Below are 22,654 nucleotides of genomic sequence, written 5' to 3' on the forward strand. Positions count from 1 at the left end.
CTGGGAGCGGGTCAGTCGCGAGGCGGGGAGAGCACCGACGGTGTACGCCGATGCGCAGTTTCCGCGCGGCAGAGTGTGCATCCGCGCACCTTGTCGGTACCGGGTCAGCCGGCGGGGGACATGGCGCGCCCGCGCCGCCAGTAGCCGATCGCGTGGTGCTGGGCCCGGCCCAGCCCCCAGCGCCCGCGCAGGTCGGCGCGGATGGCGCGCACGGCGGCCGACTCCGCGCCCACCCAGGCGAACACGTCGTCGCCCGGGGGCCGCTCCAGCGAGGCCACGGCGTCGACGAGCAGCGTGCTCTCCCCGGGCGGGGTGGCGCCCCGGTGCAGCCAGCGCAGCTCGACCCCCGGCGGGCCGGCCAGCCCCTGCTCCTCCTCGGGGCCGGCGACCTCGAGGTAGGCGATCCCGGTGCTGTCGATCGGGGCGGCGCCGAGGATGCGGCTCACCGCGGGCAGCGCCGTCTCGTCCGCCACCAGGAGCAGCCACCGGGCCGGGCGCTCGGCGAGCGAGGCGGCGCCGGCGACGCCGAGCAGGGCGCCGGGGCGTGCCGCGGCGGCCCAGGACGCGGCCGGGCCGTCGCCGTGCAGCACGAAATCGATGTCCACCTCGCCCACGGCTGGGTCCTGCCGGCGGGCGGTGTAGCTGCGCAGCGCCACGCCGTGGCTGCCGTCGGGCCACACCACGCGGCCGTCGCGCTGGAGGAGCGGCCAGCGGGGAGCGGCATCGTCCACCCGCGGCACCAGGAGGTTCACCGTGGGCCCGGCGGCGGCCACGGCCTCCGGCGTCCCCGACAGCGTCACCCGGCGGACCGAGGGGGTCACGTCGGTGACCGCGACGACGGTGAGGACGTCGACCGGGCGCAGACCGTCCACGAGGGCGGCGTCGTTCGCGGTGGTCACGTCGTCCGAGCCTAGGCGGGCAGGCGATCGGGCCCCCGATGTGTGTGCGCACCGCGCTGCGGGCACCGGCAGGGGCAGCACCGTCCGACGAAGGAGAAGACGATGGCCGACGACTTCGAGAAGGGCGACCACGTCGCCTGGAAGAGCCACGGGTCGAAGACCGAGGGCACGGTGGAGAAGAAGATCACGTCCGACACCGAGGCCTCTGGTCGCACCGTGCGCGCCAGCAAGGACGACCCGCAGTACGAGGTCCGCAGCGACAAGTCCGGGCGCACCGCGGTGCACAAGCCCGGCGCGCTCGACGAGGCCTGATCCTTCGCGGACGGACCCACGGCCCGGCGCTGCCGGGCCCGATCAACAGGAGGCACACGTGACCGAGTCCGCAGGCGCGTCCTCGCGCAGCACCAAGCACAACCCCCGGCTCGACGAGGAGCTCGAGCACGAGGTCCAGGGCATGCTCAAGGCCGAGCGGGCCACCCGGGCGCACGAGTGGCGCGAGGTGGAGCCGGTCGCCGAGGGGCAGCCGGACATCGACGCGGACCCGGCGGGCACGCTCGTCGGCGGGACGCCGGTGGGCATGGACGAGGACGCCGTGGTGGCCCGCGCCGAGCTGTCGCGCTGGCTGGACCGGGCCGACTTCCCGAGCAGCGGACCCGACCTGGTCGAGGCCGCGCGCGACCACCGGGCGCCCGACGTCGTCGTCGCCGAGCTGGAGCGGTTGCCGCAGGGCGAGACGTTCGAGCGGATCGGCGACGTCGTCCGGGCCCTGGGGTACCCGACCGAGACCGGCCCTGGCCCCGGGGCCTCGGAGCCCGCGCAGGACTCCTGACCCACGGGCGGCGAGGGCGCCGGCTCAGCCGCCGGCCCCCTCCCGCGCCACGTGCGCCGCGATCTCCTCGGCGCCGCGGCGGGGGAACAACCGCGAGCCGGGGAAGCCCTTCACGATCTGCCGCATGTCCTGCACGGTGTCGACCAGGTCGTGGACGTCGGTGCCCACGTTCTCGAGTCCCTTGAGAGCGGGCAGCACCTGGTCGTCCAGGTGGCCGAGCACCTGCGGCAGCCGGTCGATCAGCGTGATGAGCGCGTCGACCTCCGTCGCGTCGAACTCGGCCGCCAGCCGCCGCAGCGACGGCGCCAGCGCGACGAGGGCCGGCTCGTAGTCGGCGAGCAGCGGCTCCGCCCGGCCGACCATCCCCTCGGCCCGGCCGACGAGTTCGTCCGCCCGCCCGACCGTGCTGCCGACGTCGGTCACGGCCTGCTCGGCCCGCTGGCGGGTGCCGTCCATGTCGGTGATGGCCTGCTCGGCGCGCTGGCGGGTGCTGCCCATGTCGGTGATGGCATCGTCGGCGCGCTGGCGGGTGGCGCCCATGTCGGTGATGGCGTCGTCGGCGCGCTGGCGGGTGGTGCCCATGTCGGTGATGGCCTGCTCGGCCCGCTGGCGGGTGCTGCCCATGTCGGTGATCGCCTGCTCGGCCCGCTGGCGGGTGGTGCCCATGTCGGTGATGGCGTCGTCGGCGTTCCGGCGGGTCTCACCGATCCCAGCGATCGCCTCGTCGGCGTTCCGCCGGGTCTCACCGATCCCCGCGATCGCCTCGTCGGCGGTGGCGCGCGTGGCGTCCAGCCGGGTGATCGCCCCGTCCGCGCGGTCCAGCAACGCATCCACGCGGTCGACGGCGCCGGACACCCGGCCGAGCAGCCCTTCCAGCTCGCCGAGCACGGCCGCGGCGCGGGGCACGAGCGCGAGCGCGTCACCGAGGCCGTCCCGCACGCCTCCTACCAGCGCGACGACGTCGGAGGGGCCGGGCACGGAGGGCATGCGCACCGTGCGAACGCTACGCAGTGCGCCCGTGGGCCACCATCCGATCGTGCCCGGTCCACCCGACGGAGGTGGTGCCGGCTCGGGAGTGCCCCGCGCGTCGGCGTGGTCATCGCAGATCCGCCCGTATCGTGGGACGACGGGCACGGACATGCGGACGACGAGAAGGTGTCGACACCTGTGGGGGATCAGCCGACGTGGGACGACGCGGGTGACCGCGACCTCCCCGGTCGCAAGCGCCGCGGGCGCACCCCGGAGGGCGGCGCCGCCGAGCCGGTGACGGTGGAGCAACTGCTCGCCCGGCAGGGCAACGACGTCGGTGGCCGACGGGCCGCCCGGCGCAGCGCCGCGCAGCCGGCCTCCCGCCGCGGCGCCGCGGCGCCCGACGCCCGCCGGACGGGGGCGGACGACCGCCGGGACGGTGCCCCGTCCCGGCCGGCCGACCGCGGCGAGCGAGCGCGGGGCGGTGCCGCGGACGATCCCGCCGTCCGGTCGGGGCTCCCACCGGTTCCCGGCGCCGCGCAAGCCGGGAACGTCCCGCGTGTCCAGCCCGGCCTCCCGCCGGTCCCCGGCGCCCGGCCGGGGTTCCCGCCCGTCCCCGCTGCCCAGCCGCGACCGCCTGCACGGACCGGTCCGGCCGGGACGCCGGCAGCGTGGGCGCCCGACGAACGGCCCTCCCGGCGCAGCGGCCCCATCCCCCCGCTCCCCGGCCTGGCTGCGCCGCCCCCGTCGGGCGCCACCCGCCGTCGGGTGCCGGCCGGCCGCCCGCCGCGCAGCCCGGGCCGCAGGCGCCTGATGCGTGCCGTCACGGCGCTGGCCGCCGTCGTGGGCGTCGTCGTCCTGTACCACCTGGCCCTCTACTTCTACGTCGACCAGCGCATCGACCGGGTCGACGCGCTGGCCCTCGACGGTCCGGAGATCCTCGCCCCCGACCTCCAGGACGCCGCAGAGACCTACCTGGTGGTCGGCACCGGGGTCCCCGGGCAGACCGGGGCGGACTCCGTGGCCACCCTCCTCGTCTCCGTCTCGGCCGAGGGTGACCGTGCGGCGCTGGTCAGCGTGCCTCCCACGGCCCTCGTGGACACCCCGATGTGCCGCACCCCCGAGGGCACCCTGCGCAACCCGGTCACCGAGGCGTTCGCGAGTTCGCTGCTCGACGGCGGGCCGGCGTGCATGGTGCGGGTGATCCAGCAGCTGTCCGGGCTCCGGGTCGACCACTACCTGGGCGTGGACCTCACCCGACTCCCGGGGATGGTCGACGCCCTGGGCGGCGTCCCCGTCTGCATCGTCCCCACCGCAGCGACCGCGGCCGCGGCGACCCCGCCCGTGGCCGGCCCCTCGGAGCTCTCCGGCGACGCGGCGTCGGGCTTCCTGCAGCCGGACGACAGCGGCGTCGACGTCACCGGGGCGGCCGTCGCCGAGCGGGCGCAGCGCCTGCTCACCTCGACCCTGCGGGCGGCGATGTCCGCGGACACGCTGCTCGACCCCGTCACGCTGACGCGCTTCCTGTCCCGCGCGTCGGACGCGCTGACCGTCGACGACCAGACGACGCTGGGTGATCTGCGCGCGCTCGCCGGGACCCTCGGCGACCTCTCCGGCGACGCGGTGCAGCGCGCCGGGCTGCCGGTCGCGCAGGTGGGGTACGTACCGGCTGGAACCGACCGGGCGTACGTCGTCCTCGATGCGCCGGCCACCCGGTCGCTGTTCGACGAGGTCATCGACGGCGCCGGGGTGCCCGCCGAGCTCCTGGCCGTCCCGGACGCGGCGCCGGGCGTGGCCGAGCCGGAGCCGGCGCCCGAGCCGGTGGCGCCGTCCGTGCCCGAGCCGCTCACCGCGGCCCCCGGGGAGATCACCGTCGACGTGCTGAACGGCACCGCCACCACCGGCCTGGCCGCGACGGTGGCCGACGCCCTCCGCGGGCAGGGCTTCGGCATCGGCACGGTGGGGAACGAGCCCGGCGCCGTGAACGAGAGCGTCGTCCGGTACGGGCCGGCCGCGCTGGACCGGGCGCGCACCGTGGCCGCCGCCGTCCCCGGTGCGGTGCTGCAGCCCAGCGACGCGCTCGGCGACGCGGTGCAGCTGGTCATCGGCCCGGGCTACTCCACGGTCGTCCCGGTCGAGATCGGCGCCCCGGAACCCGTCCAGGTGGCGCCGGACACGGCAGCGGCCGCCCCCGAACCGGAGGCGGCCGCAGTCCGCTGCTAGAGCCCCGCCTGCCGACGTCCGCCCTCAGCGGCCCACTCGGAAACAGTTGCGGGCCCGGCTCGCCGCCTGTCCGATGCCGTCCGAGGTCCTCACCGGCGTCGCGTCCCACGCCACCATGCGACGCACATGACCAGCGCGCCGACGAGTGCCAGCGGCCCGAAGAAGGTGTAGACCACTCGATCCTGGCCGTCGGCTGTGAGACCCCGGGACAGGAGGAAGCCCCCCGGCGACGACGCCCACGGTCACCCGCGCGGCGAGAGGACCCGGTAGCGGGGCCACGGGCGGTCACCACACGGTGCGCCGCCGGGCGTCGACCGTGGTACCGGGTGGCGGGCTGACGTCCTGGCTCAGCTGATTGGGTCCTGGCTCACGGTCGACGGTGAGCCAGGACCCCTGATGACCAGGTCACCTGATCGTCAGCCGAAGCGGCCGGAGATGTAGTCCTCGGTCGCCTTCTGGTCGGGGTTGCTGAAGATCTTCTCGGTCGGGTTGAACTCGATCAGCCGGCCCGGCTGCCCGACTCCGTTGAGGTTGAAGAAGCCGGTCTGCTCGCTGACGCGGGCCGCCTGCTGCATGTTGTGCGTGACGATGACGATGGTGAACCGCTCCTTGAGCTCGGTCATCAGGTCCTCGATGGCGAGCGTGGAGATCGGGTCGAGCGCCGAGCAGGGCTCGTCCATGAGCAGCACGTCGGGCTCCACGGCGATGGCGCGGGCGATGCAGAGCCGCTGCTGCTGACCGCCGGAGAGCCCCGACCCCGGCCGGTCGAGGCGGTCCTTGACCTCTTCCCACAGGTTGGCGCCCTTCAGCGAGCGCTCCACCAGGTCGTCCAGGTCGGACTTCTTCATCTTGACGCTGTTGAGCCGGAGCCCCGCGGCGACGTTCTCGTAGATCGACATCGTCGGGAACGGGTTCGGCCGCTGGAAGACCATGCCGATCTGGCGGCGCACGGTGACCGGGTCGGTGTCGGCGCCGTAGAGGTCCTGGCCGTCCATGACGACCTTGCCCTCCACGCGGGCGCCGGGGATCACCTCGTGCATCCGGTTGAGCGTGCGCAGGAAGGTGGACTTGCCGCAGCCGGACGGGCCGATCAGTGCGGTGATGCTCCGGGGCTCGATCGAGACGTTGACGCCCTCGACCGCTCGGAAGCTGCCGTAGTAGATGTTGAGGTCGGAGACGTCGATGCGCTTGGCCACGGGGGTTTCCTCCGGGTCGGTCCGGTCAGCGACCGGTCTTGGGGGCGAAGAAGCGGCTGATCAGGCGGGCGACGACGTTCAGCCCCATGACCAGCATGATGAGCAGGAGCGCCGCCGTCCAGGCCCGGTCGATCGCGAACTCGGGCGGCACACCTGGCTGGGTGAGCTGGTAGTAGGCGTAGACGGGCAGCGTCGCCATGCGGCCGTCGAAGGGGTCGAAGTTGGTCGCGTTGGTGATGCCGACGGTGATCAGCAGCGGCGCGGTCTCGCCGATGACGCGGGCGATGGCGAGCGTGACGCCGGTGCCGATGCCGGCGATCGCGGTCGGGATGACGACCTTCGTGATCGTCCGCCACTTGGGCACCCCGAGGGCGTAGGAGGCCTCGCGCAGCTCGAGCGGGACGAGCTTGAGCACCTCCTCGGCCGACCGGACGACCACCGGGATCATCAGCACCGAGAGGGCGACCGCGCCCATGATCCCCAGGCGGATGCCCGGGCCGAAGATCAGCACGAAGAGCGCGTAGGCGAACAGGCCGGCGACGATCGAGGGGATGCCGGTCATCACGTCGACGAAGAAGGTGATGGCCCGCTTGAGCCGCCCCTGCGCGTACTCGACCAGGTAGATGGCGGTCATCAGGCCGATCGGCACCGAGATGAGCGTGGTGAGGCCGGTGATGATCAATGTGCCCATCAGGGCGTGGTAGGCGCCCCCGCCCTCGCCGATGATGCCGTACAGCGACGCGGTGAAGAACTCGGCGTCCAGCCGCTCGGCGCCGCGGCTGACGACCTCCCAGATCAGCGCCACGAGGGGCACCATGGCGATGCCGAAGGCCGAGGTGACGATCGAGGTGACCGTCCGGTCGGCGGCCCGGCGCCGGCCTTCGCGCACCCGGGAGACGACGTAGACGGCGAGCGTGCCCAGCACCACGGTGTAGATGACGAACAGGGCGATGTTGAAGCCGCTCAGCAGGGCTGCGACCACGGCTGCGCCGGCGAACGCGGCCGTCGGCGCCCAACGCGGCAGCGTGCCCTCCATCCGCTGCTGCGGGGAGGTGGCGGCGCTGGCGCCGGACAGGGGGGTGGGCGGCGTCTGGACGCTCATCAGTTGGCTCCGGAGAAGTCGGCCCGGCGGTTGACGATCCAGCGCGCCAGCATGTTCACGCCGAGGGTGATGAGGAACAGGGCGAGGCCGCTGGCGATCAGCGTGTTGACGTCGATGCCGGTGGACTCGGGGAACTCGAGCGCGACGTTGGCCGCGATGGTCGACGGGTTGCCGCTGCTGATCAGGTTGAAGGTGATGCCGCCGGAGACCGAGAGGATGATCGCCACGGCCATCGTCTCGCCCAGGGCGCGGCCCAGACCCAGCATCGAGCCGCCGATGATGCCGCTCTTGCCGTAGGGGATCACCGCCATCTTGATCATCTCCCAGCGGGTGGCGCCCAGGGCGAGCGCGGCCTCCTTGTGCAGCGTCGGCACCTGGAGGAACACCTCGCGGGAGATCGCGCTGATGATCGGCAGGATCATGATCGCCAGCACCACGCCGACGGTGAACATCGTCCGGCCGGTCGCGGAGGTCGGGCCGGCGAAGAGCGGGATGAACCCGAGGTTCTCCTCGAGCCAGCGGTAGAACGGGAGCAGCTTGGGGGCGAGCCAGGTGATGCCCCAGAAGCCGTACACGATGCTCGGGATCGCGGCCAGCAGGTCGACGACGTAGCCCAGCCACAGGGCCATCCGCCGCGGCGCGTAGTGCGTGATGAACAGCGCGATCGCCACGGCCAGCGGGGTGGCGACGACCAGCGCGATGGTGGCGGAGAGCAGCGTGCCGAACAGCAGCGGGGCGATGTAGGAGACCAGGCCCTCGTCGCCGGGGATCTCCTCGGCGGGAGCGGTGAGCGCCGGCAGCGCCTCGTACAGCAGGAAGGCGGTGACGCCGGCCAGGATGACGAGGATCAGGATGCCCGCGCCCCGGGCGGTGCTCGCGAAGATGCGGTCGCCGGGCCGGCGGGGCGGCTTGCTGGTGCTCTGGTCGGACGGGGTCCGGGTGGCTGTCACCGCTGCTCCGGGAGGTCGGTGGGGGGAACTGCTGGGAACTTCCTACCCGTCGCCGGGCGGCGCAGCGGCCCGGGACGTCGGATGACGCTCCGGGCCGCTGCCGTGTCGTGCGGTGTCACCGTGGGTCAGGTCACCCCGCGGAGATGGCGTCGATCGCCGACTGGGCCTGCTCGCGCAGCCCGTCGGAGATCGGCGCCGAGCCGGCGGCCTCGGCGGCCGCCTGCTGGCCCTCCTCGCTGACGACGAAGGACATGAAGTCCGCCACCAGGTCGGCGGTCTCCTGGTCGTCGTACTGGATGCAGCCCACGTGGTAGCTGACCTGGACGATCGGGTAGTTGCCCGACTCGGTGGTGTCGCGGCGGATGTCGATGGCGTAGTTGTACTCGCCCCCGCCCTCCACGCGCTCCGAGTTCTCCACCACAGCGGACGCGGCGTCGGGCGACGGGGCGACGAAGTCGCCGCCGACACCGATGTTGGCGACGCCGAGGTCACCGGCCTGGCTGGGGTCGGCATAGCCGATCGCGCCGTTGCCGGCGCCGACCGCGCTCACCACGCCCGAGGTCCCCTGGGCGGCCTCGCCACCGGCGACCGGCCAGTCGCCGCTGACCTCGTAGGTCCAGACGTCAGGGGCGACCGCGGCCAGGTACTCCGCGAAGTTCTCGGTGGTGCCCGACTCATCGGACCGGTTCACGGGGGTGATCGGCAGGTCCGGCAGCGTCACGTCGGGGTTGGCCTCGGCGATCGCCGGGTCGTTCCAGTTGGTGATCTGCTGGGCGAAGATCCCGGCGACGACCTCCGGCGGGAGGTTGAGCTCCTCGACGCCCTCGAGGTTGTAGACGACGGCGATCGGGGCGATGTAGTTGGGCAGCTGGAAGATCTCGCCGCCGGCGCAGCGCTCCTGGGCCCCGGCGAGCTCCTCCTCGTCCAGGTAGGCGTCCGTACCGGCGAAGTCGGTGGCGCCCTCGATGAACTGCTCGCGGCCACCGCCCGAGCCGACCGGGTCGTAGTTGACGGTCACCTCGGGCTGGACACTCGAGTAGGCGGCGGTCCAGCCCTGCATCGCTGCCTGCTGGCTGCTGGCGCCCGCGCCGACGAGCGTGCCGCTCAGCTGGGTGCCGGAGCCGGTGTCGCTGCCGCTGCCGGTGTTCGCGGTCTCGTTGGAGGCAGCGCAGGCGGTGAGTGCGAGGGTGCTGGCGAGCGCAACGGACAGCGTGGTGGCGCGCGTCTTGGTGCTGAGCTTCAACTCAGGGCCTCTCAGGTTCGCCCGGACCGTTTCCGGGCAGCGTGGGACCGACGAGGACGACGGTAGGGAGCCCAGGTGGCGGTCGACCCGTGTGCGGGTGAACGGATGGTGAACGACCTCTGAGGTCTTCGATGATCATGGGTGGTGCGGCTCACCCCGGATGACGGCATCCGGTCGGGTGCCCGGCCCGGGCTGGGTCCGCAGCGTGGGACGGGCATCCGCGGCGGCCCCGGAGGACCAGGGCCTGGTGGGTCGACGGCGCCTTCCTCGGGTGCCGGCATGCTCCGTCGAGGAGGCGGCACCGGGTCGGGCAGCGGCGCTACCGGATGCTCCGGGGCTGGTAGGCCTCAGCGACGGGGACGTCCCGGCCCCGAAGGGAACCCGATCAGCGCTTCCACGCCCGTTCGGACTGCTGCTCGTAGTCCTCGTATGCCTTGTGCAGGCCGAGCAGCACCTCGGCGGTCGTCTCCATCAGGGCCCGGGCCTGCGCGTCGTCGACCTTGGCGACGTCCTCGCGAGCGTGGTCGGCGGTGTCGCGCAGCATGCGCTTGATCTTGATCGTGTGATGCCGTGGGTCGCTCTCGGGGAACTGCTGACGATCGGTCATCGATCTCTCCGCCCGGTAGCCGTCTCGGTTCCCGTCACCGTATGCCGATACCGGACGCCGACGCAGGGTCAGGCACCGACTCCGAGGACGGGCGATCCGACGTCCCGGCATCAGGCCGTGGTGCGCCGCCAGGAGACGTCGACGGCGTAGCGGCGGAACCCCCGGCCCTCGTACAGCCGCACCGCCGCCGCGTTGTCCTCCTCGACGTAGAGCAGCACCTCGTCGAGGCCCTGCGCGCGCAGGTGCGCCAACCCCAGGTCGGTCAGCGCGCGCCCCAGTCGCAGCCCCTGGGCGGCCGGGTCGATCCCCAGCACGTACACCTCCCCGACCGGGGCGGGTCCGGCGTCCCCGGCGGGGTGGACCTTGGTCCAGTGGAAGCCGAGCAGGTCGCCCGAGCCGGGTTCGCCCCGCCAGGCCAGGAGGAATCCCTCGGGGTCGAACCACGGCTCGGCCTCGCGGCGCTCGAGGTCGGCGCGGGTCATCCGGCCCTGCTCGGGGTGCCAGTCGAAGGCGCGCGCGTTGACCCGCAGCCACGCCTCCTCGTCCCGGCCCGGCACGAACGGCACCACCCGGACGTCGCCCGGCAGCTCGGGCCGCGGGTCGGCGTCGAGACCGGCCAGGTCGCACCGCATCTGCAGGAGGACCCGCGCCCGCCGGAACCCGTGGGGTGCCAGCAGCTCGGCCGACCCGGGCAGGTCCCCGTGCGCCCAGATGCTCAGGGGCCGCTCACCGGCGGCAGCCAGCAGGCGGAGCAGCAGCGCGGTCCCGTGACCGCGGCGGCGCCGTCCGGGGTGCACCACCAGCTCGGCGGTCTCACCGTCGAGCCGGGCGTAGCCGGCCAGCGCGCCGTCCGCGTCCCGGACCGTGAGGTCCTGCCCGTCGGGCGAGCCGTGCCGGAGGCGCAGCTCGCCCTCCTCGGAGACCGGGCGCACGCCGTCGGCGGCGCCGGCGGCGCGGAGCAGGGCGAGGACGCCGGCGATGTCGCGTTCGTCGATCACCGGGCCATCAGACCAGCTCGGCGCCCGCCCCGGCGTCGGCGGTGGCCGCACGGTCCTCGGCGGCGGTCCGCGCGGTCGCGTCGGCCACCTGCTGGTCGAGCTTGTAGCCGACGTTGCGCACGGTGCCGATGAGCGCCTCGTGCTCCGTGCCGAGCTTGGCCCGCAGCCGGCGCACGTGGACGTCGACGGTCCGGGTGCCGCCGAAGTAGTCGTAGCCCCAGATCTCCTGCAGGAGCTGGGCGCGGGAGAAGACCCGGCCCGGGTGCTGCGCCAGGTACTTCAGCAGCTCGAACTCCTTGTAGGTGAGGTCGAGCGGCCGGCCGCGCAGCCTGGCCGAGTAGCTGTGCTCGTCGATCACCAGCTCGCCGGCCCGGGTGAGCCCGCCGTCGCCGTTGTCGGCCGGGGTCGCGGCGGCCAACCGGCGGGAGGTCGCCCACTTCAGGCGGGCGTCCACCTCCGCGGGGCCCGCGGTGTCCAGCAGCACGTCGTCGACGCCCCAGTCCGCGGAGAGGGCGACCAGGCCGCCCTCGGAGAGGACGGCGACCAGCGCGGCGGCCACCCCGGTCGAGGAGAGCAGCCCGCACAGGGTGCGCGCCTGGATGAGGTCGTAGCGGGCGTCGACGAGGACGACCTCCCCGGAGTCGCCGCCCAGGAGGCTCGAGAGCTCGGGGGCCACGACGCGGACCTGGTGGCCGAGCAGCCCCAGGGCGGGCAGCACCTCGGTCGTCGCCTGGCGGGCGGCGGTCATGAGCACGAGTCGCATGTCGTCTCCTCAGGGGTCCGGGGCCGGCGGGTGCCGACCGGACCTGCGACGCCGCTGTCGAGGTGAGAGGGCAGGATAGCGGAGCGGCCGGCTCCGGGCCGGACGCGTCCTGCATCCGCCGCGCTCCGGCGCCGGACACGCCGAGCCCGGAGCGGGCGCTCCGCTCGTCGAGCGGATCGGACGCCGGGCTTCTGAGACGATCGGGCGGTGAGCTCCACCGCGGTCCCGTCGACGACGCCGGCCCGCCCGCACCACGTCCCGGCCGCGGGCCTCGCCGTCGTCGCCGCGGGCCTGGTCGCCGGCCTGCCGCCGCTGGTCGGCGAGGTGGGGGCGCTCGCCGCCGTGCTGGTGCTCCAGCTGGCGCTGGTGCTCTCCTGGGTCCTCGCCACCGGGATGCAGGGCTTCGCGGCCTCGCTGGCCGTGGGCACGGCCGCCGCCGTGGCGGCCGATCTCGCGCTCGTGCTGCCCGAGGACCCGGTGCTGGGCGGCCTGCTGGCCGTGCTCGGCGTCGGCTTCCTCGCCGCCGTGCTCCAGCAGATGCTGCGCACCCCCCGGGACGCCCTGGTCGACTCGCTGGCCGGGTCCGCCGTCCTGCTCACCGCCGTCGGCGCGCTCGCGGCGCTGCTCCTGCTGGGCCGGGCCGACGACGGCGGCCTGGCCGCCACCGCCCTGGTCGCCGGCGTCGCCCTGGTCGTCGGTCACCTGGTCGACCAGGTGCTGCCGCGGCCCCAGCTGGCCCCCGGTGTCCCGCGCGGGCTGCTCGGCGTCGTGCTCGCCGTGCTGGCGGGCGCGGCGACGGCGTGGGCGGTCCGGGACCTGGCCGAGCTGGGTGCGCTGCGCGCGCCCGCGGTCGGTGCCGTCGTCGCCGGGGTGGTGGCGCTGGCGGCCGTGGCCGGCAGCTTCCTCGCCGTCGGGACGACGGCCGACGGCGAGGCGGAGGCGCTGTCCCCGTGGGCGCCCACCGTCGTGCAGGTCGTGCTGCCCTTCGCCGCCTGCGCCCCGGTGGCCCTCGCGCTGGTGACCGCCCTGTGAAGGTCGTCGCCGTCGTGCTCCTGCTGCTCGTCGCCGCGGGGATCGTCCTCGACCGCGTCGCCGAGAGCATCGCCGAGGGCCAGGTGGCCGAGCAGCTGGCGAGCCAGGGAGCGCTGGCCGGCACCCCCGAGGTCGAGATCCGCGGCTTCCCGTTCCTCACCCAGGCCGTCGCCGGGCGCTACGAGGAGGTCCGCATCTCCCTCACCGCCGACGAGCTGGGGCAGCCCGAGGGCACCCGTGCCGACGTGACGCTCCGGGGTGTGCACCTGCCCCTGTCGGCGGTGCGGGCGGGCACCGTCGAGGAGGTGCCGGTGGAGCGCATCGACGCGACCGCGACGCTCTCCTACGAGCTGCTGGCCGGGGAACTCGGCGGGGACACCACCCTGGAGCGGGAGGGCGAGGGGCTGCGGATCACCCGCACGGTCGAGGCGCTCGGGCGCACGCTGCCGCTCACCGCCGCCGGCACCGTCTCGCTGGACGGGGACGAGCTCGTCATCGACGTCGACCGGGCGTCCGGGGTGGGCGTCGACGTGCCCCGCGTCCTGGTCGACCGCGTCACCGACCTGCTCGACCTGCGGTACCCGGTCGACCTGCCCTACGGGCTGCGGCTCACCGACGTGACCCCCCGGGAGGACGGCGTCGCGGTGCGTGCGGTGGCCGAGGACGCCGTTCTCGCCGCGGAATAGCGCCGCGGCCGGGCCCGGTTGTGCGCACCGGGGCCGGGGAGCGGAGGAGGACGTGGTGGACGCTGCGGCGGTGCTCGACCGGCTGGGCGTGCGCCCGGCCGAGGCCGACCTGACCGTCGTCCAGTTCTCGACCGCCTTCTGCGGTCCGTGCCGCGCCACCCGGGCCAGGCTCGAGCAGCTGCGGGCGAGCCGGCCGGGGCTGGTCGCCGTCCACGTCGACGCGGAGAGCCACCTGGACGAGGTCCGCGAGCTCGGGATCCGGCGGACGCCGACGCTCTTCTACCTGGACCGGGCCGGGCGGGTGGTCGGCCGCAGCAGCGGGGCGCCGCGGCCGGCGGAGCTGACCGCCCTGGTGGATGCCCACGTGGGTGGCCGGGCGGGTGGCCCGGCGTGATCGGCTACCCTCGCGCCGTGGGCATCCTGCTGACCTCGCGCCGCACAGTCGACCTGTGCCGCGTCGGCAGCTGCCTCTGTCCCGCCCTCTGAGGGCGGCACCGCGCCGTCCAGACGCGCTCTCCGCGCCGTCGGGATGCCCCTCTCTCCCGTGAGTTCCGCGCTGCGAGCGATCCGCGTCGTCCCGCACCACCCGAACGACCGACCGCACACACCGATCACCCGGAGGACCACCACCATGAGCCGCAACGACGTGCTCGTCACCGTCGACTGGGTCCAGGAGCACCTGGGCCGGCCCGGCATCGTCCTCGTCGAGGTCGACGAGGACACCACCGCCTACGACGGCGGCCACATCGAGGGCGCCGTCAAGCTGGACTGGAAGAAGGACCTGCAGGACCCGCTGCGCCGCGACTACCTCGACAAGAGCGCCTTCGAGGAACTGCTGTCGAGCCGCGGCATCGGCAACGACGACACCGTCGTCCTCTACGGCGGCAACAACAACTGGTTCGCCGCCTACGCCTACTGGTACTTCAAGATCTACGGCCACTCGGACGTCAAGCTGATGGACGGCGGCCGCAAGAAGTGGGAGCTGGACGGCCGCCCGCTGTCCAAGGACGCCGTCGAGCGGCCCGCGACGCAGTACGTGGCGAGCGAGCCCGACCTGTCCATCCGCGCGTTCCGCGACGAGGTCGTGGCCGCGATCGGCAGCAAGAACCTGGTCGACGTGCGCTCGCCCGACGAGTTCTCCGGCAAGATCCTCGCCCCCGCGCACCTGCCGCAGGAGCAGTCCCAGCGCGCCGGCCACGTTCCCACGGCGATCAACATCCCGTGGAGCAAGGCGGCCAACGAGGACGGCACGTTCAAGTCCGACGAGGAGCTGGCCAAGCTCTACGCCGAGCAGGGCTACGACGAGAGCAGGCCGACCATCGCCTACTGCCGGATCGGCGAGCGCTCGAGCCACACCTGGTTCGTCCTGCGCGAGCTCCTCGGCCGGACCGACGTCAAGAACTACGACGGCAGCTGGGTCGAGTACGGCTCGCTCGTCGGCGTCCCGATCGAGAAGTGAGCTGACATGTGCGGAGCGCCGAAGCAGGGCGGTGTCCTCGACGGCATCGACCTGAGCACGCAGACGGTCATCCAGGGCTCGGTGTGGCACGACGGTGCGCCGGTGGCCGGGGCCTACGTCCGGCTGCTGGACTCCACCGACGAGTTCACCGCCGAGGTCGTGACCAGCCCCGAGGGCGAGTTCCGGTTCTTCGCCGCGCCCGGGCCGTGGAAGCTGCGCGCCCTCGCCGCGGTCGGCAAGGGCCAGCGCACCCTCTCGGCCGAGGTCGGGCTGAACGAGACCACGGTCGCGATCGACTGATGATCAGGTGACCTGATCACCAGGGGTCCTGGCTCATGGTGGACCGTGAGCCAGGACCCCATCAGCTGAGCCAGGACGTCCGCCTGGCGCCACAGGCGTCCGGGCGGCTATCCCACCCCGGGAGGCAGCCGGTTGGGTCCGGCTTCGGCCGGCCGGGGGCGGTCCTCGGGGAAGGCGCGCACCGCCACGATGGCGACGTCGTCGGCGCCGGGCTCGGGCACCAGCCGGGCGAGCACGGTGTCCAGCAGATCCTCCAGCGGCGTGGCACCGAGGTCGCGCAGGGCCTCGCGGAGCCGCTCGATCCCCTCGTCGAGGTCGATGTCGCGGCGCTCGACCAGCCCGTCGGTGACCAGCAGCAGGGTGTGCCCGTCGTGCAGGTCGACGGACTGGTCGCTGCGGGGTGCGTCCGGGTCGATGCCGAGCATGAGCTCCGGCGTGCTGGTGAGCATCGTGACGGAGCCGTCGGGGGCCAGCAGGACCGGCGGCAGGTGCCCGGCGTTGCTCCACCGCAGCAGCCGGCGCCCCGCCACCGGCACGTCGGGGTGCCGCTCGATGCGTGCGAGGACCGCCGTGGCCAGGGTGGAGACCGCCAGCCCGCGGGCGGCGTGCTCGACCCGGGTGAGGGTCGCCGCCGGACCGTCCTCGTCGGCGTAGGCGAGCGCCCGCAGGAGGCCGCGGACCTGCCCCATCGCCGCGGCGGCGCTGCTGTCGTGGCCGACGACGTCGCCGATCACGAGCATCGTGGCGCCGTCCGGCTGGAGGAAGGCGTCGTACCAGTCGCCGCCGACCTGCGCCTCGTGCGCCGCGGGGCTGTACCGGACGGCGATCTGCAGGTGGTCGGGCTCGGGCGGGGGCGTGAGCAGGGACTGCTGCAGCCGGTCGGACAAGGCGCGGTCGGCGGCCGTCCGGGCGGCCAGCGCCTCCAGCTCGGCGGCCTGGCGCTGGGCCGCCAGCCGGTCGGTGAGATCGCGGAAGGAGACGACCACGCCGGTGTGCGCACCCTCCTCCACGGTGGGGACGATGACCATCTCGACCGGGATCGCGGTGCCGTCCTTGCGCCAGAACGTCTCCTGGTCGGCGACGACGGTGCGGCCCGTGCGCAGCGCCTGCCAGACCGGGCACTCCTCGCGGGGGTAGGGGGATCCGTCCGGGCGCCGGTCGTGGAGGAGCGCGTGCTGGTCCTGGCCGAGCTGCTCGCCGGGCCCGTACCCGGTCAGCCGGGCCGCGGCGGGGTTGAGGAACTCCACCCGGCCCTCGTCGTCGAGGCCGTAGATGCCGTCGGCGACGTTGGCCAGCACCCGCTCGGTGATGGCGAGGGCCCGGGTGAGCTTGGCCTCGGTCTCGCGCAGCACCTCCAGGTCCCGGGCGCGCGCGGTGGCCACCTGGCGCAGCGTGGTCGCCTCGGCTCCGGCGGCCCGGGCCTCGGCGGTGAGCCGCTCGGCGTGCAACCGGTCGGTGATGTCCATCCCGGTCGCCAGCAGGAACTGCTCCTGGTCGCCGTCGCGGACGAGCTGCATGGTGAGGTCGGCGGTGCGTCGCCTCCCGTCGGCGAGGAAGAAGCTGGTGACCGCGCGGACCGGCGCCCCGCCGGCCGCGACCTCCAGGCACCAGCCGCGCACCGTCGCGCCGACGTCCGGGTCGCCGGCCCACCAGCCGGCCTCCCAGAGCGGACGGCCCAGCTGCTCGCGGCGGTCGAAACCGCGGCCCTCCACGGCCAGGCGGTTGGCGGTGAGCAGCGTCCCGTCGAGGTCGCAGACGGCGGCGAACATGAACGTGGACTCGTGGAGGACCGAGTACCAGGACGGCGTGCCCGGCAGTGCCTCGACGTCCGGGGGCGGGGCGATGCCGCGGCCGGCCTCGGCCATCTCGATGACTGCTCCTCCCACCGTGCCCCGCCGTCCGGGGTGTGTCCAGCCTGCCGTACGACCCCCCGGCGGCACCAGCGACGCCGCCTGTCGCGTCGGCCTCACTGCGGGCACGCACGGCGGCGCCCGCCCCGGCCGGATGCCGGAGCGGGCGCCTGGGTGGTGCGGAGGCTCAGTCGCAGAGCCCCTCGGGGATCGAGGTCAGGCACCGGTTGTCGTCGAACTCGACGGACCCGCTCCCGTCCCAGACGAGGTCGGCCGGCTCGTTGCCCTTGGCCTTGTTGCGCTCGACCTCACCGCTCGGGTCGAAGCCGGGCGCCAGGACCTCGGGCAGGGAGTTGGTCGAGAGGACGACGATGCCGCCCTCGAGCACGCTCGCGGCGTCCGACCTGTTGTCGCGGACCACGTTGTCGCGCACGCGGAAGTCCTGCGCGCCGACCAGTGCGATGCCGGCACCGCTGAGCGCCGGGACCCCGTCCTCCGCGTTGCCCTCGCACACCTTGTTGTTCGCGGAGACGTCGTTCTTCCGCAGTTCCCAGTCGGTGACCGGCCCGGGGGCACCGGCGAGCAGCAGGGTGCCGACGCAGTTGCCGACGGCGACGTTGCCCTGCATCTTGCCGACGCTGGCGTTCCGGAAGAAGAAGCCGAGCTCGTTGTCCTTCGAGTAGTTCCCGCGGACGTCGGCGTCGGCCTCCTCGCTGTCTCCGATGTAGAAGCCCGCCTCGGCGTTCCCGGTCGACTTGTTGCCGTGGAAGGTGACGCCGTGGGCGACGAAGGCGGCGGCGCCGTACCCGCCGTTGTCGGTGAACCGGCTGTGGCTCACCTCGAGGTCCTCGGTCGCGAGCGCGATCAGCCCGTCGCCGGTCGCGCCGGTGACGGTGACGCCGCGCACGCTGACCCCCGTCACCCGGTCGACGGCCTCGAAGGTCTCGGGGTCCACCTCGCCCAGGATGCAGATGCCCGACACGCGGTCGGTCTCGGGGCCGTCGATGGTGTCGCAGCCGGTCGGGGCCGCCCCGGCGGGTGCGATGACCACGCGGTGGCCGAGCAGCGTGATGCCGTCCTCCTGGATGGTGACCGACTCGTGGTACGTGCCGGGTGGGATGCGGATCGTGTCACCCGGTTTCGCGGCGTCCACCGCGGCCTGGATGCTGAAGCCGTCGTGCGGGCCGCGCTTCTTGCCGTCGTCCGCGGCGGCCGGTCCGGCCACCCCGACGGCGACGAGGGCGGCGGTGGATGCCACCGCCAGGAGACGTGCTCTGCGCATGTGCATGGGTGCTCCCCGGATGTGGGCGCCCGGCCCCCCGGTCGGCAGACGTCGGTGTCCGCCGCCGCGTCGCCCCTGAGGAGGGCAGCCTGCTCCCGGGCCACGGTGGAACGGAATCCCCCGATCTCGGGGGGTCGGCGCCGCCGGTGGCCGGTCAGAGGCCGAGGCCGGCGGCGAGCTCTCCCATGGCGCGGTCGAACCAGCGGTCGGTGTCCAGCACCGACCCCACCAGGTGGCCGAACAGCTCGAAGCTGATCGTGCCGAACATCGCGCTCCAGGCGAGCAGCGCCCGCACGCGCACCGCCTCGTCGAGAGCCGGGTGCTCGCCGCCCAGGATCGCGACCGCCTCCTCGCTGATCAGGGCCGGGTCGCGATCGCCGGCCGCCTCGGGGAGGGCGCCGGAGCGGGCTGCGTCGCCGAGGATGCGCCCGAGGACGACGCCGGCGCGGGCTGCGGCGGGCACGGTCTCGGCGGGTGCCCGGTAGCCCGGCACCGGCGAGCCGTACAGCAGCGCGTACTCGTGCGGGTGCTCCCGCGCCCAGCCGCGCACCGCCCGGCAGACGGCCAGCCAGCGCTGCCGCGGGGGATCCCCGGGCGCATCGGCCGCCTCGGCGGCGGCGCCCAGGTCGTCGTAGGCGTCGATGATCAGCCGCGTCAGCAGGTCGTCGCGGCTCGGGACGTAGCGGTAGACGGCCGAGGAGGCCATGCCCATCTCCCGCGCGACGGCCCGCAGGGACAGGGCGGCGGCCCCCACCTCGGCCAGCTGCCGGCGCGCGGCACCGGCGATCTCGGCGGTGATCTCGGCGCGGACGCGCTCGCGGGCGGTGGGCATCCGATCAGCGTGCCGCACGAGAGCGGTGCACGCAAGAGCGAGCACCGCTCTTGACAACGGTCGATGGCGAGCGCGAGCATCGGTCTACGACGAGAGCACCGCTCTCACTTGAACCACTGGAGCAGCCATGGCACTGCACGTCGTCGTCGGCAAGGGGCCGGTCGGCCTGACCACCGCCCGCGAGCTGCGGGACCGCGGGCACGAGGTGCGCGTGCTCTCCCGGTCCGGCGGGGTGTCCGCGGACGGGATCGAGCACCGGCGGGTGGACGCCGCCGACGCCGCCGCGCTCGCCGGTGCCGCGCAGGGGGCCGCCGCCCTCTACAACGCGGTCAACCCGGCGTACCACCGGTGGGCCACCGACTGGCCGCCGGTCGCCGATGCGCTGCTCGCGGCCGCCGAGCGCACGGGCGCCGTCCTGGTCACCATGTCCAACCTCTACCCGTACGGCCGCCCGCGCGGCCCCATGACGCCGCGCTCGCCCCTCTCCGCCACCGACACCAAGGGCGTGGTGCGGAGGCGCATGTGGGAGCAGGCGCTGGCCGCCCACGAGGCCGGGCGGGTGCGCGTCACCGAGGCGCGTGCCGCGGACTTCGTCGGGCCGCAGGGTGGGGCGCAGTCCCACCTGGTGCGCCAGCTGCCCGCCCTCCGGCGCGGACGCACCGCCTGGGTGGTCGGCGACCCGGACGCACCCCGCAGCTGGGCCTACCTCCCCGACGTGGCGGCCACCTTGGCCACCCTGGGCACCGACGAGCGTGCGCTCGGCCGGGCGTGGCACGTGCCGAGCGGGCCCGCGCGCTCTCAGCGGGCCGCCCTCACCGACCTCGCGGCGGCCATGTCCGCCCCCGCGCCCACCGTGCGCGGCCTCCCCTGGGCGGTCCTGCGGGCGGCGGGGCTGCTGTCGCCGGTCATGCGCGAGGTGCTCTCCGTGCGGCACCAGTTCGACCAGGAGTACGTCATCGACGCGGCGGAGACGACGGCGACGTTCGGCATCCCGGCGACCCCGTGGGCCGCGGTCGTCGCCGCGACCGCCGGCCGCGCACCGGCGGCCGCCTGACGCCGGGCCGCGGCGCCGTCACTACGGTGGTCGGCATGGTCTCTGCCTGGCTCCTGGTCACCCTGACGGCGTCGTGCGCCGTGGCGCTGGGCTACGGCGCCGTCCGGCTCTCCCGCGCCCCGAAGGCGGGCCGGCGGTGAGCGCGCCCACCGAGCTCCCGGTGCCCGACACCGCCGACGTCCGCAGCGGCCCGGAGGTCTCCCCGGAGCTCCTCTCCGTGCTGCCCCTGCTGGGGGAGTGGCACGGCGAGGGGCAGGCGGCCGGCGCCGGTGGCGACCACCGGTTCGGCCAGTGGATCCGGTTCGCCCACGACGGCCGGGGGTTCCTGGCGTACGAGTCGCGCACCTGGCGGCTCACCGACGACGGGCAGATCGTGGGGCCCGACGTCCGGGAGTCCGGCTTCTGGCGGCCCCGCGGTGAGGACGACGTCGAGCTGCTCGTGGCGACCCCCGACGGGCTGGTGGAGATCTACGTCGGCACCGCGCGCACGACCACCAGCTGGGAGCTCAGCAGCGACGTGCTGGCCCGCACGCCGGACGCCCCGGAGGTCACCCGCTCGGTGCGGCTCTACGGCATCGTCGAGGGCGCGCTGATGTACGCCATCGACCGGGCGGTGGGGGAGCAGCCGCCGCGCCCGGTGATGTCGGCCCGCCTGGAGCGGCTGCGGTGACGGCACCGTCGCCCGCCCGCCCGACGACTGCCAGGCAGGTCGCCGACCGCTACGTCGACGCCGTCTGCGACCTGGACCCGATCGTCGCGACCTCGCTGGGGGCCCGCCCGGGCGACGACCGGCTCCCCGACGTGAGCCCGGCGGGGCTGGCGGCAGAGGCCGATCTGGCCCGCGCCACCCTGGCCGAGCTGGACCGGGTGCAGGCGGCCGACCCCGCGCTCGACGACGACCCGGTCGAGCGCCGCTGCGCCCGCCTCCTGCGGGAGCGGCTGGGTGCCGAGCTCGCCGTGCACGAGGCGGGTGAGGGCTTCCGCTCCCTCAACAACCTGTTCAGCCCGCTGCACGCGGTCCGCCAGGTCTTCATGCTCATGCCGGCGGCGACGGAGGAGGACTGGTCCGTCCTCGCCCGCCGGCTCGCCCGCGTGCCGGAGGCCTACCGGGGCTACCGGGAGACGCTGGCGGAGGGGGCGCGCCGCGGCCTGCTCGTGGCGCCGCGGCAGGTGCGGACCGTCCTGGCCCAGCTCGACGAGTGGTCGAGCGGGCCGTTCTTCGGCTCGTTCGTCGCCACCGGGCCGGAGGTGCTGCAGAGCGAGCTCGCCGCGGCCGCCCGCGCCGCCGACGAGGCCGTCGCCGAGGTGCGCGACTTCCTCCGCGACGAGTACGCCCCCCGCACGGAGGGGACGCCGGACGCCGTCGGCCGCGACCGCTACGCCGTCGCCGCGCGCCGCTGGACCGGCTCCGACCTCGGCGCCGGTCGGGGGCTCGAGGAGGCCTACGCCTGGGGCTGGGCCGAGCACCGGCGGATCCTGGCCGAGCAGCGCGTCGAGGCCGAGCGGGTGCACCCGGGCGCGACGCCGCTGGAGGCCATGCGCCGGCTCTCCCTCGAGGGTCCCGCGGTCGAGGGCGTGGAGGCGATCCGCGAACGGCTGCAGCAGATGATGGACCAGGCGATCGAGGCGCTGGACGGCACCCACTTCGACCTCGCCGAGCCGGTCAAGCGGGTGGAGGCGATGATCGCCCCGCCCGGGAGCGCCGCCGCCCCGTACTACACCCGCCCGGCCCAGGACTTCTCGCGGCCCGGCCGCACCTGGCTGCCCACCCTGGGGCGCACCCGTTTCCCGCTGTGGGACCTGGTGTCGATCTGGTACCACGAGGGCGTCCCGGGGCACCACCTGCAGCTCGCGCAGTGGGTGCACGTGTCCGGGCAGCTGTCGACGTACCAGGCGTCGCTGGGGTCGGTGGGCGCGAACGTCGAGGGCTGGGCCCTCTACGCCGAGCGGCTCATGGACGAGCTCGGCTACTTCGCCGATCCCGGGGAGCGGCTGGGCTTCCTGGACGCCCAGCAGCTCCGCTCGGTGCGCGTGGTGATCGACATCGGCATGCACCTGGGGCTGCCCGTGCCCGACGACGCCGAGGGCGTGCTGGCCGAGCACCGCGGCCGGCCGTGGACGCCCGAGCTGGCGCGTGCCTTCCTGGGCGGGCACTCGGGTGCGGAGGTCGCCTTCCTCGACAGCGAGCTGGTGCGCTACCTCGGCCTGCCGGGGCAGGCGATCAGCTACAAGCTCGGCGAGCGGGCGTGGCGGGACGGCCGGGCCGCCGCCCAGCGGGCCCGCGGCGCGGGCTTCGACCTCAAGGCGTGGCACATGGCGGCGCTCTCGCAGGGCTCGCTGGGGCTGGACGACCTCGCCGGGGAGCTGGCGCTGCTGTAGC

23 protein-coding genes are annotated in these 22,654 nt (G+C 74.6%); 11 read left to right on the forward strand and 12 right to left on the reverse strand.

What is annotated here, in order from left to right; translation table 11 throughout:
* Positions 1-104 precede the first annotated feature (104 nt).
* A complete protein-coding gene (locus QOZ88_RS01630; RefSeq protein ID WP_305998086.1) occupies positions 105-899 on the reverse strand; it encodes a siderophore-interacting protein in 795 nt (264 codons plus the stop codon).
* Positions 900-1,001: 102 nt separating this feature from the next.
* Here QOZ88_RS01630 and QOZ88_RS01635 point away from each other — a divergent pair, with 102 nt between their 5' ends.
* Both QOZ88_RS01635 and QOZ88_RS01640 read left to right on the forward strand, forming a co-directional pair.
* Positions 1,002-1,211 carry a hypervirulence associated TUDOR domain-containing protein gene (locus tag QOZ88_RS01635; protein WP_091931004.1) on the forward strand — a complete coding sequence of 70 codons (210 nt, stop codon included), beginning with the start codon at positions 1,002-1,004 and terminating at the stop codon, positions 1,209-1,211.
* Between the two features lie 58 nt (positions 1,212-1,269).
* On the forward strand, positions 1,270-1,728 hold the full coding sequence (locus tag QOZ88_RS01640; protein WP_091931005.1) for a DUF2795 domain-containing protein: 459 nt from the start codon (positions 1,270-1,272) through the stop codon (positions 1,726-1,728).
* 24 nt (positions 1,729-1,752) lie between these two features.
* Here QOZ88_RS01640 and QOZ88_RS01645 read toward each other — a convergent pair whose 3' ends face one another.
* Positions 1,753-2,715, reverse strand: a complete 963-nt coding sequence (locus QOZ88_RS01645; RefSeq protein ID WP_305998276.1) for a hypothetical protein — start codon at positions 2,713-2,715, stop codon at positions 1,753-1,755.
* Between the two features lie 180 nt (positions 2,716-2,895).
* On the opposite strand from QOZ88_RS01645, the gene QOZ88_RS01650 reads away from it, so the two are divergent.
* Positions 2,896-4,920, forward strand: coding sequence for an LCP family protein (locus QOZ88_RS01650; RefSeq protein ID WP_305998087.1), 2,025 nt, complete (start codon positions 2,896-2,898; stop codon positions 4,918-4,920).
* 416 nt (positions 4,921-5,336) lie between these two features.
* Here the strand turns inward: QOZ88_RS01650 and pstB are convergent, their stop codons facing one another.
* The 7 genes from pstB to QOZ88_RS01685 all read right to left on the reverse strand — a co-directional run bounded on the left by pstB (position 5,337) and on the right by QOZ88_RS01685 (position 11,779).
* The gene (pstB, locus tag QOZ88_RS01655) at positions 5,337-6,116 is read right to left on the reverse strand and encodes a phosphate ABC transporter ATP-binding protein PstB (protein WP_305998088.1); all 780 of its coding nucleotides are present in this window, start codon (positions 6,114-6,116) and stop codon (positions 5,337-5,339) included.
* Between the two features lie 25 nt (positions 6,117-6,141).
* Entirely contained in the window at positions 6,142-7,218 is a 1,077-nt protein-coding gene (gene pstA, locus QOZ88_RS01660) for a phosphate ABC transporter permease PstA (RefSeq protein WP_305998089.1), read from the reverse strand.
* Entirely contained in the window at positions 7,218-8,168 is a 951-nt protein-coding gene (pstC, locus tag QOZ88_RS01665; protein ID WP_305998090.1) for a phosphate ABC transporter permease subunit PstC, read from the reverse strand. The genes pstA and pstC overlap by 1 nt, the downstream gene beginning before the upstream one ends.
* Positions 8,169-8,298: 130 nt before the next feature.
* Positions 8,299-9,411, reverse strand: a complete 1,113-nt coding sequence (pstS, locus tag QOZ88_RS01670; protein ID WP_305998091.1) for a phosphate ABC transporter substrate-binding protein PstS — start codon at positions 9,409-9,411, stop codon at positions 8,299-8,301.
* Positions 9,412-9,796: 385 nt separating this feature from the next.
* The gene (locus QOZ88_RS01675; protein WP_091931011.1) at positions 9,797-10,018 is read right to left on the reverse strand and encodes a hypothetical protein; all 222 of its coding nucleotides are present in this window, start codon (positions 10,016-10,018) and stop codon (positions 9,797-9,799) included.
* Positions 10,019-10,128: 110 nt separating this feature from the next.
* Positions 10,129-11,016 carry a mycothiol synthase gene (gene mshD / locus QOZ88_RS01680; RefSeq protein WP_305998092.1) on the reverse strand — a complete coding sequence of 296 codons (888 nt, stop codon included), beginning with the start codon at positions 11,014-11,016 and terminating at the stop codon, positions 10,129-10,131.
* Positions 11,017-11,023: 7 nt separating this feature from the next.
* Entirely contained in the window at positions 11,024-11,779 is a 756-nt protein-coding gene (locus QOZ88_RS01685) for a winged helix-turn-helix domain-containing protein (RefSeq protein WP_305998093.1), read from the reverse strand.
* Positions 11,780-11,986: 207 nt separating this feature from the next.
* Here QOZ88_RS01685 and QOZ88_RS01690 point away from each other — a divergent pair, with 207 nt between their 5' ends.
* From QOZ88_RS01690 to QOZ88_RS01710, 5 genes are all read left to right on the forward strand, one after another.
* Positions 11,987-12,811 carry a hypothetical protein gene (locus QOZ88_RS01690; protein WP_305998094.1) on the forward strand — a complete coding sequence of 275 codons (825 nt, stop codon included), beginning with the start codon at positions 11,987-11,989 and terminating at the stop codon, positions 12,809-12,811.
* Complete coding sequence (locus QOZ88_RS01695; RefSeq protein ID WP_305998095.1) at positions 12,808-13,497, forward strand: LmeA family phospholipid-binding protein; 690 nt, start codon at positions 12,808-12,810, stop codon at positions 13,495-13,497. The genes QOZ88_RS01690 and QOZ88_RS01695 overlap by 4 nt, the downstream gene beginning before the upstream one ends.
* A gap of 55 nt (positions 13,498-13,552) precedes the next feature.
* Positions 13,553-13,891 (forward strand): thioredoxin family protein, encoded by a 339-nt coding sequence (locus QOZ88_RS01700; protein ID WP_305998096.1) that lies wholly within the window; start codon positions 13,553-13,555, stop codon positions 13,889-13,891.
* Positions 13,892-14,128: 237 nt separating this feature from the next.
* Positions 14,129-14,956 (forward strand): sulfurtransferase, encoded by an 828-nt coding sequence (locus QOZ88_RS01705; RefSeq protein ID WP_305998097.1) that lies wholly within the window; start codon positions 14,129-14,131, stop codon positions 14,954-14,956.
* 6 nt (positions 14,957-14,962) lie between these two features.
* On the forward strand, positions 14,963-15,256 hold the full coding sequence (locus QOZ88_RS01710) for a DUF1416 domain-containing protein (RefSeq protein WP_305998098.1): 294 nt from the start codon (positions 14,963-14,965) through the stop codon (positions 15,254-15,256).
* Between the two features lie 107 nt (positions 15,257-15,363).
* Here QOZ88_RS01710 and QOZ88_RS01715 read toward each other — a convergent pair whose 3' ends face one another.
* From QOZ88_RS01715 to QOZ88_RS01725, 3 genes are all read right to left on the reverse strand, one after another.
* On the reverse strand, positions 15,364-17,121 hold the full coding sequence (locus QOZ88_RS01715; RefSeq protein WP_305998099.1) for a SpoIIE family protein phosphatase: 1,758 nt from the start codon (positions 17,119-17,121) through the stop codon (positions 15,364-15,366).
* A 172-nt stretch (positions 17,122-17,293) separates the two neighbouring features.
* Positions 17,294-18,388, reverse strand: coding sequence for a right-handed parallel beta-helix repeat-containing protein (locus QOZ88_RS01720; RefSeq protein ID WP_305998100.1), 1,095 nt, complete (start codon positions 18,386-18,388; stop codon positions 17,294-17,296).
* 154 nt (positions 18,389-18,542) lie between these two features.
* On the reverse strand, positions 18,543-19,220 hold the full coding sequence (locus QOZ88_RS01725; protein WP_305998101.1) for a TetR/AcrR family transcriptional regulator: 678 nt from the start codon (positions 19,218-19,220) through the stop codon (positions 18,543-18,545).
* Positions 19,221-19,347: 127 nt separating this feature from the next.
* Here QOZ88_RS01725 and QOZ88_RS01730 point away from each other — a divergent pair, with 127 nt between their 5' ends.
* The 3 genes from QOZ88_RS01730 (at position 19,348) to QOZ88_RS01740 (ending at position 22,653) form a co-directional block, all read left to right on the forward strand.
* Positions 19,348-20,274 carry an NAD-dependent epimerase/dehydratase family protein gene (locus QOZ88_RS01730; protein ID WP_305998102.1) on the forward strand — a complete coding sequence of 309 codons (927 nt, stop codon included), beginning with the start codon at positions 19,348-19,350 and terminating at the stop codon, positions 20,272-20,274.
* 136 nt (positions 20,275-20,410) lie between these two features.
* Positions 20,411-20,944 carry an FABP family protein gene (locus tag QOZ88_RS01735; RefSeq protein WP_305998103.1) on the forward strand — a complete coding sequence of 178 codons (534 nt, stop codon included), beginning with the start codon at positions 20,411-20,413 and terminating at the stop codon, positions 20,942-20,944.
* On the forward strand, positions 20,941-22,653 hold the full coding sequence (locus tag QOZ88_RS01740; RefSeq protein ID WP_305998104.1) for a DUF885 domain-containing protein: 1,713 nt from the start codon (positions 20,941-20,943) through the stop codon (positions 22,651-22,653). Before QOZ88_RS01735 ends, QOZ88_RS01740 begins: the two co-directional genes overlap by 4 nt.
* Position 22,654: the final 1 nt, after the last annotated feature.

The sequence above is a fragment of the Blastococcus carthaginiensis genome (genome assembly GCF_030731085.1).
Classification (GTDB): Bacteria; Actinomycetota; Actinomycetes; order Mycobacteriales; family Geodermatophilaceae; genus Blastococcus; species Blastococcus carthaginiensis.

Bases quoted from the DNA above. Each gene is read 5' to 3' on its own strand.
- QOZ88_RS01635 (WP_091931004.1), top strand. From the start codon at position 1,002: ATGGCCGACGACTTCGAGAAGGGCGACCACGTCGCCTGGAAGAGCCAC.
- QOZ88_RS01645 (WP_305998276.1), bottom strand. From the start codon at position 2,715: ATGCCCTCCGTGCCCGGCCCCTCCGACGTCGTCGCGCTGGTAGGAGGC.
- pstA (WP_305998089.1), bottom strand. From the start codon at position 7,218: ATGAGCGTCCAGACGCCGCCCACCCCCCTGTCCGGCGCCAGCGCCGCC.
- QOZ88_RS01675 (WP_091931011.1), bottom strand. From the start codon at position 10,018: ATGACCGATCGTCAGCAGTTCCCCGAGAGCGACCCACGGCATCACACG.
- QOZ88_RS01685 (WP_305998093.1), bottom strand. From the start codon at position 11,779: ATGCGACTCGTGCTCATGACCGCCGCCCGCCAGGCGACGACCGAGGTG.
- QOZ88_RS01705 (WP_305998097.1), top strand. From the start codon at position 14,129: ATGAGCCGCAACGACGTGCTCGTCACCGTCGACTGGGTCCAGGAGCAC.
- QOZ88_RS01710 (WP_305998098.1), top strand. From the start codon at position 14,963: ATGTGCGGAGCGCCGAAGCAGGGCGGTGTCCTCGACGGCATCGACCTG.
- QOZ88_RS01715 (WP_305998099.1), bottom strand. From the start codon at position 17,121: ATGGCCGAGGCCGGCCGCGGCATCGCCCCGCCCCCGGACGTCGAGGCA.
- QOZ88_RS01720 (WP_305998100.1), bottom strand. From the start codon at position 18,388: ATGCGCAGAGCACGTCTCCTGGCGGTGGCATCCACCGCCGCCCTCGTC.
- QOZ88_RS01725 (WP_305998101.1), bottom strand. From the start codon at position 19,220: ATGCCCACCGCCCGCGAGCGCGTCCGCGCCGAGATCACCGCCGAGATC.
- QOZ88_RS01730 (WP_305998102.1), top strand. From the start codon at position 19,348: ATGGCACTGCACGTCGTCGTCGGCAAGGGGCCGGTCGGCCTGACCACC.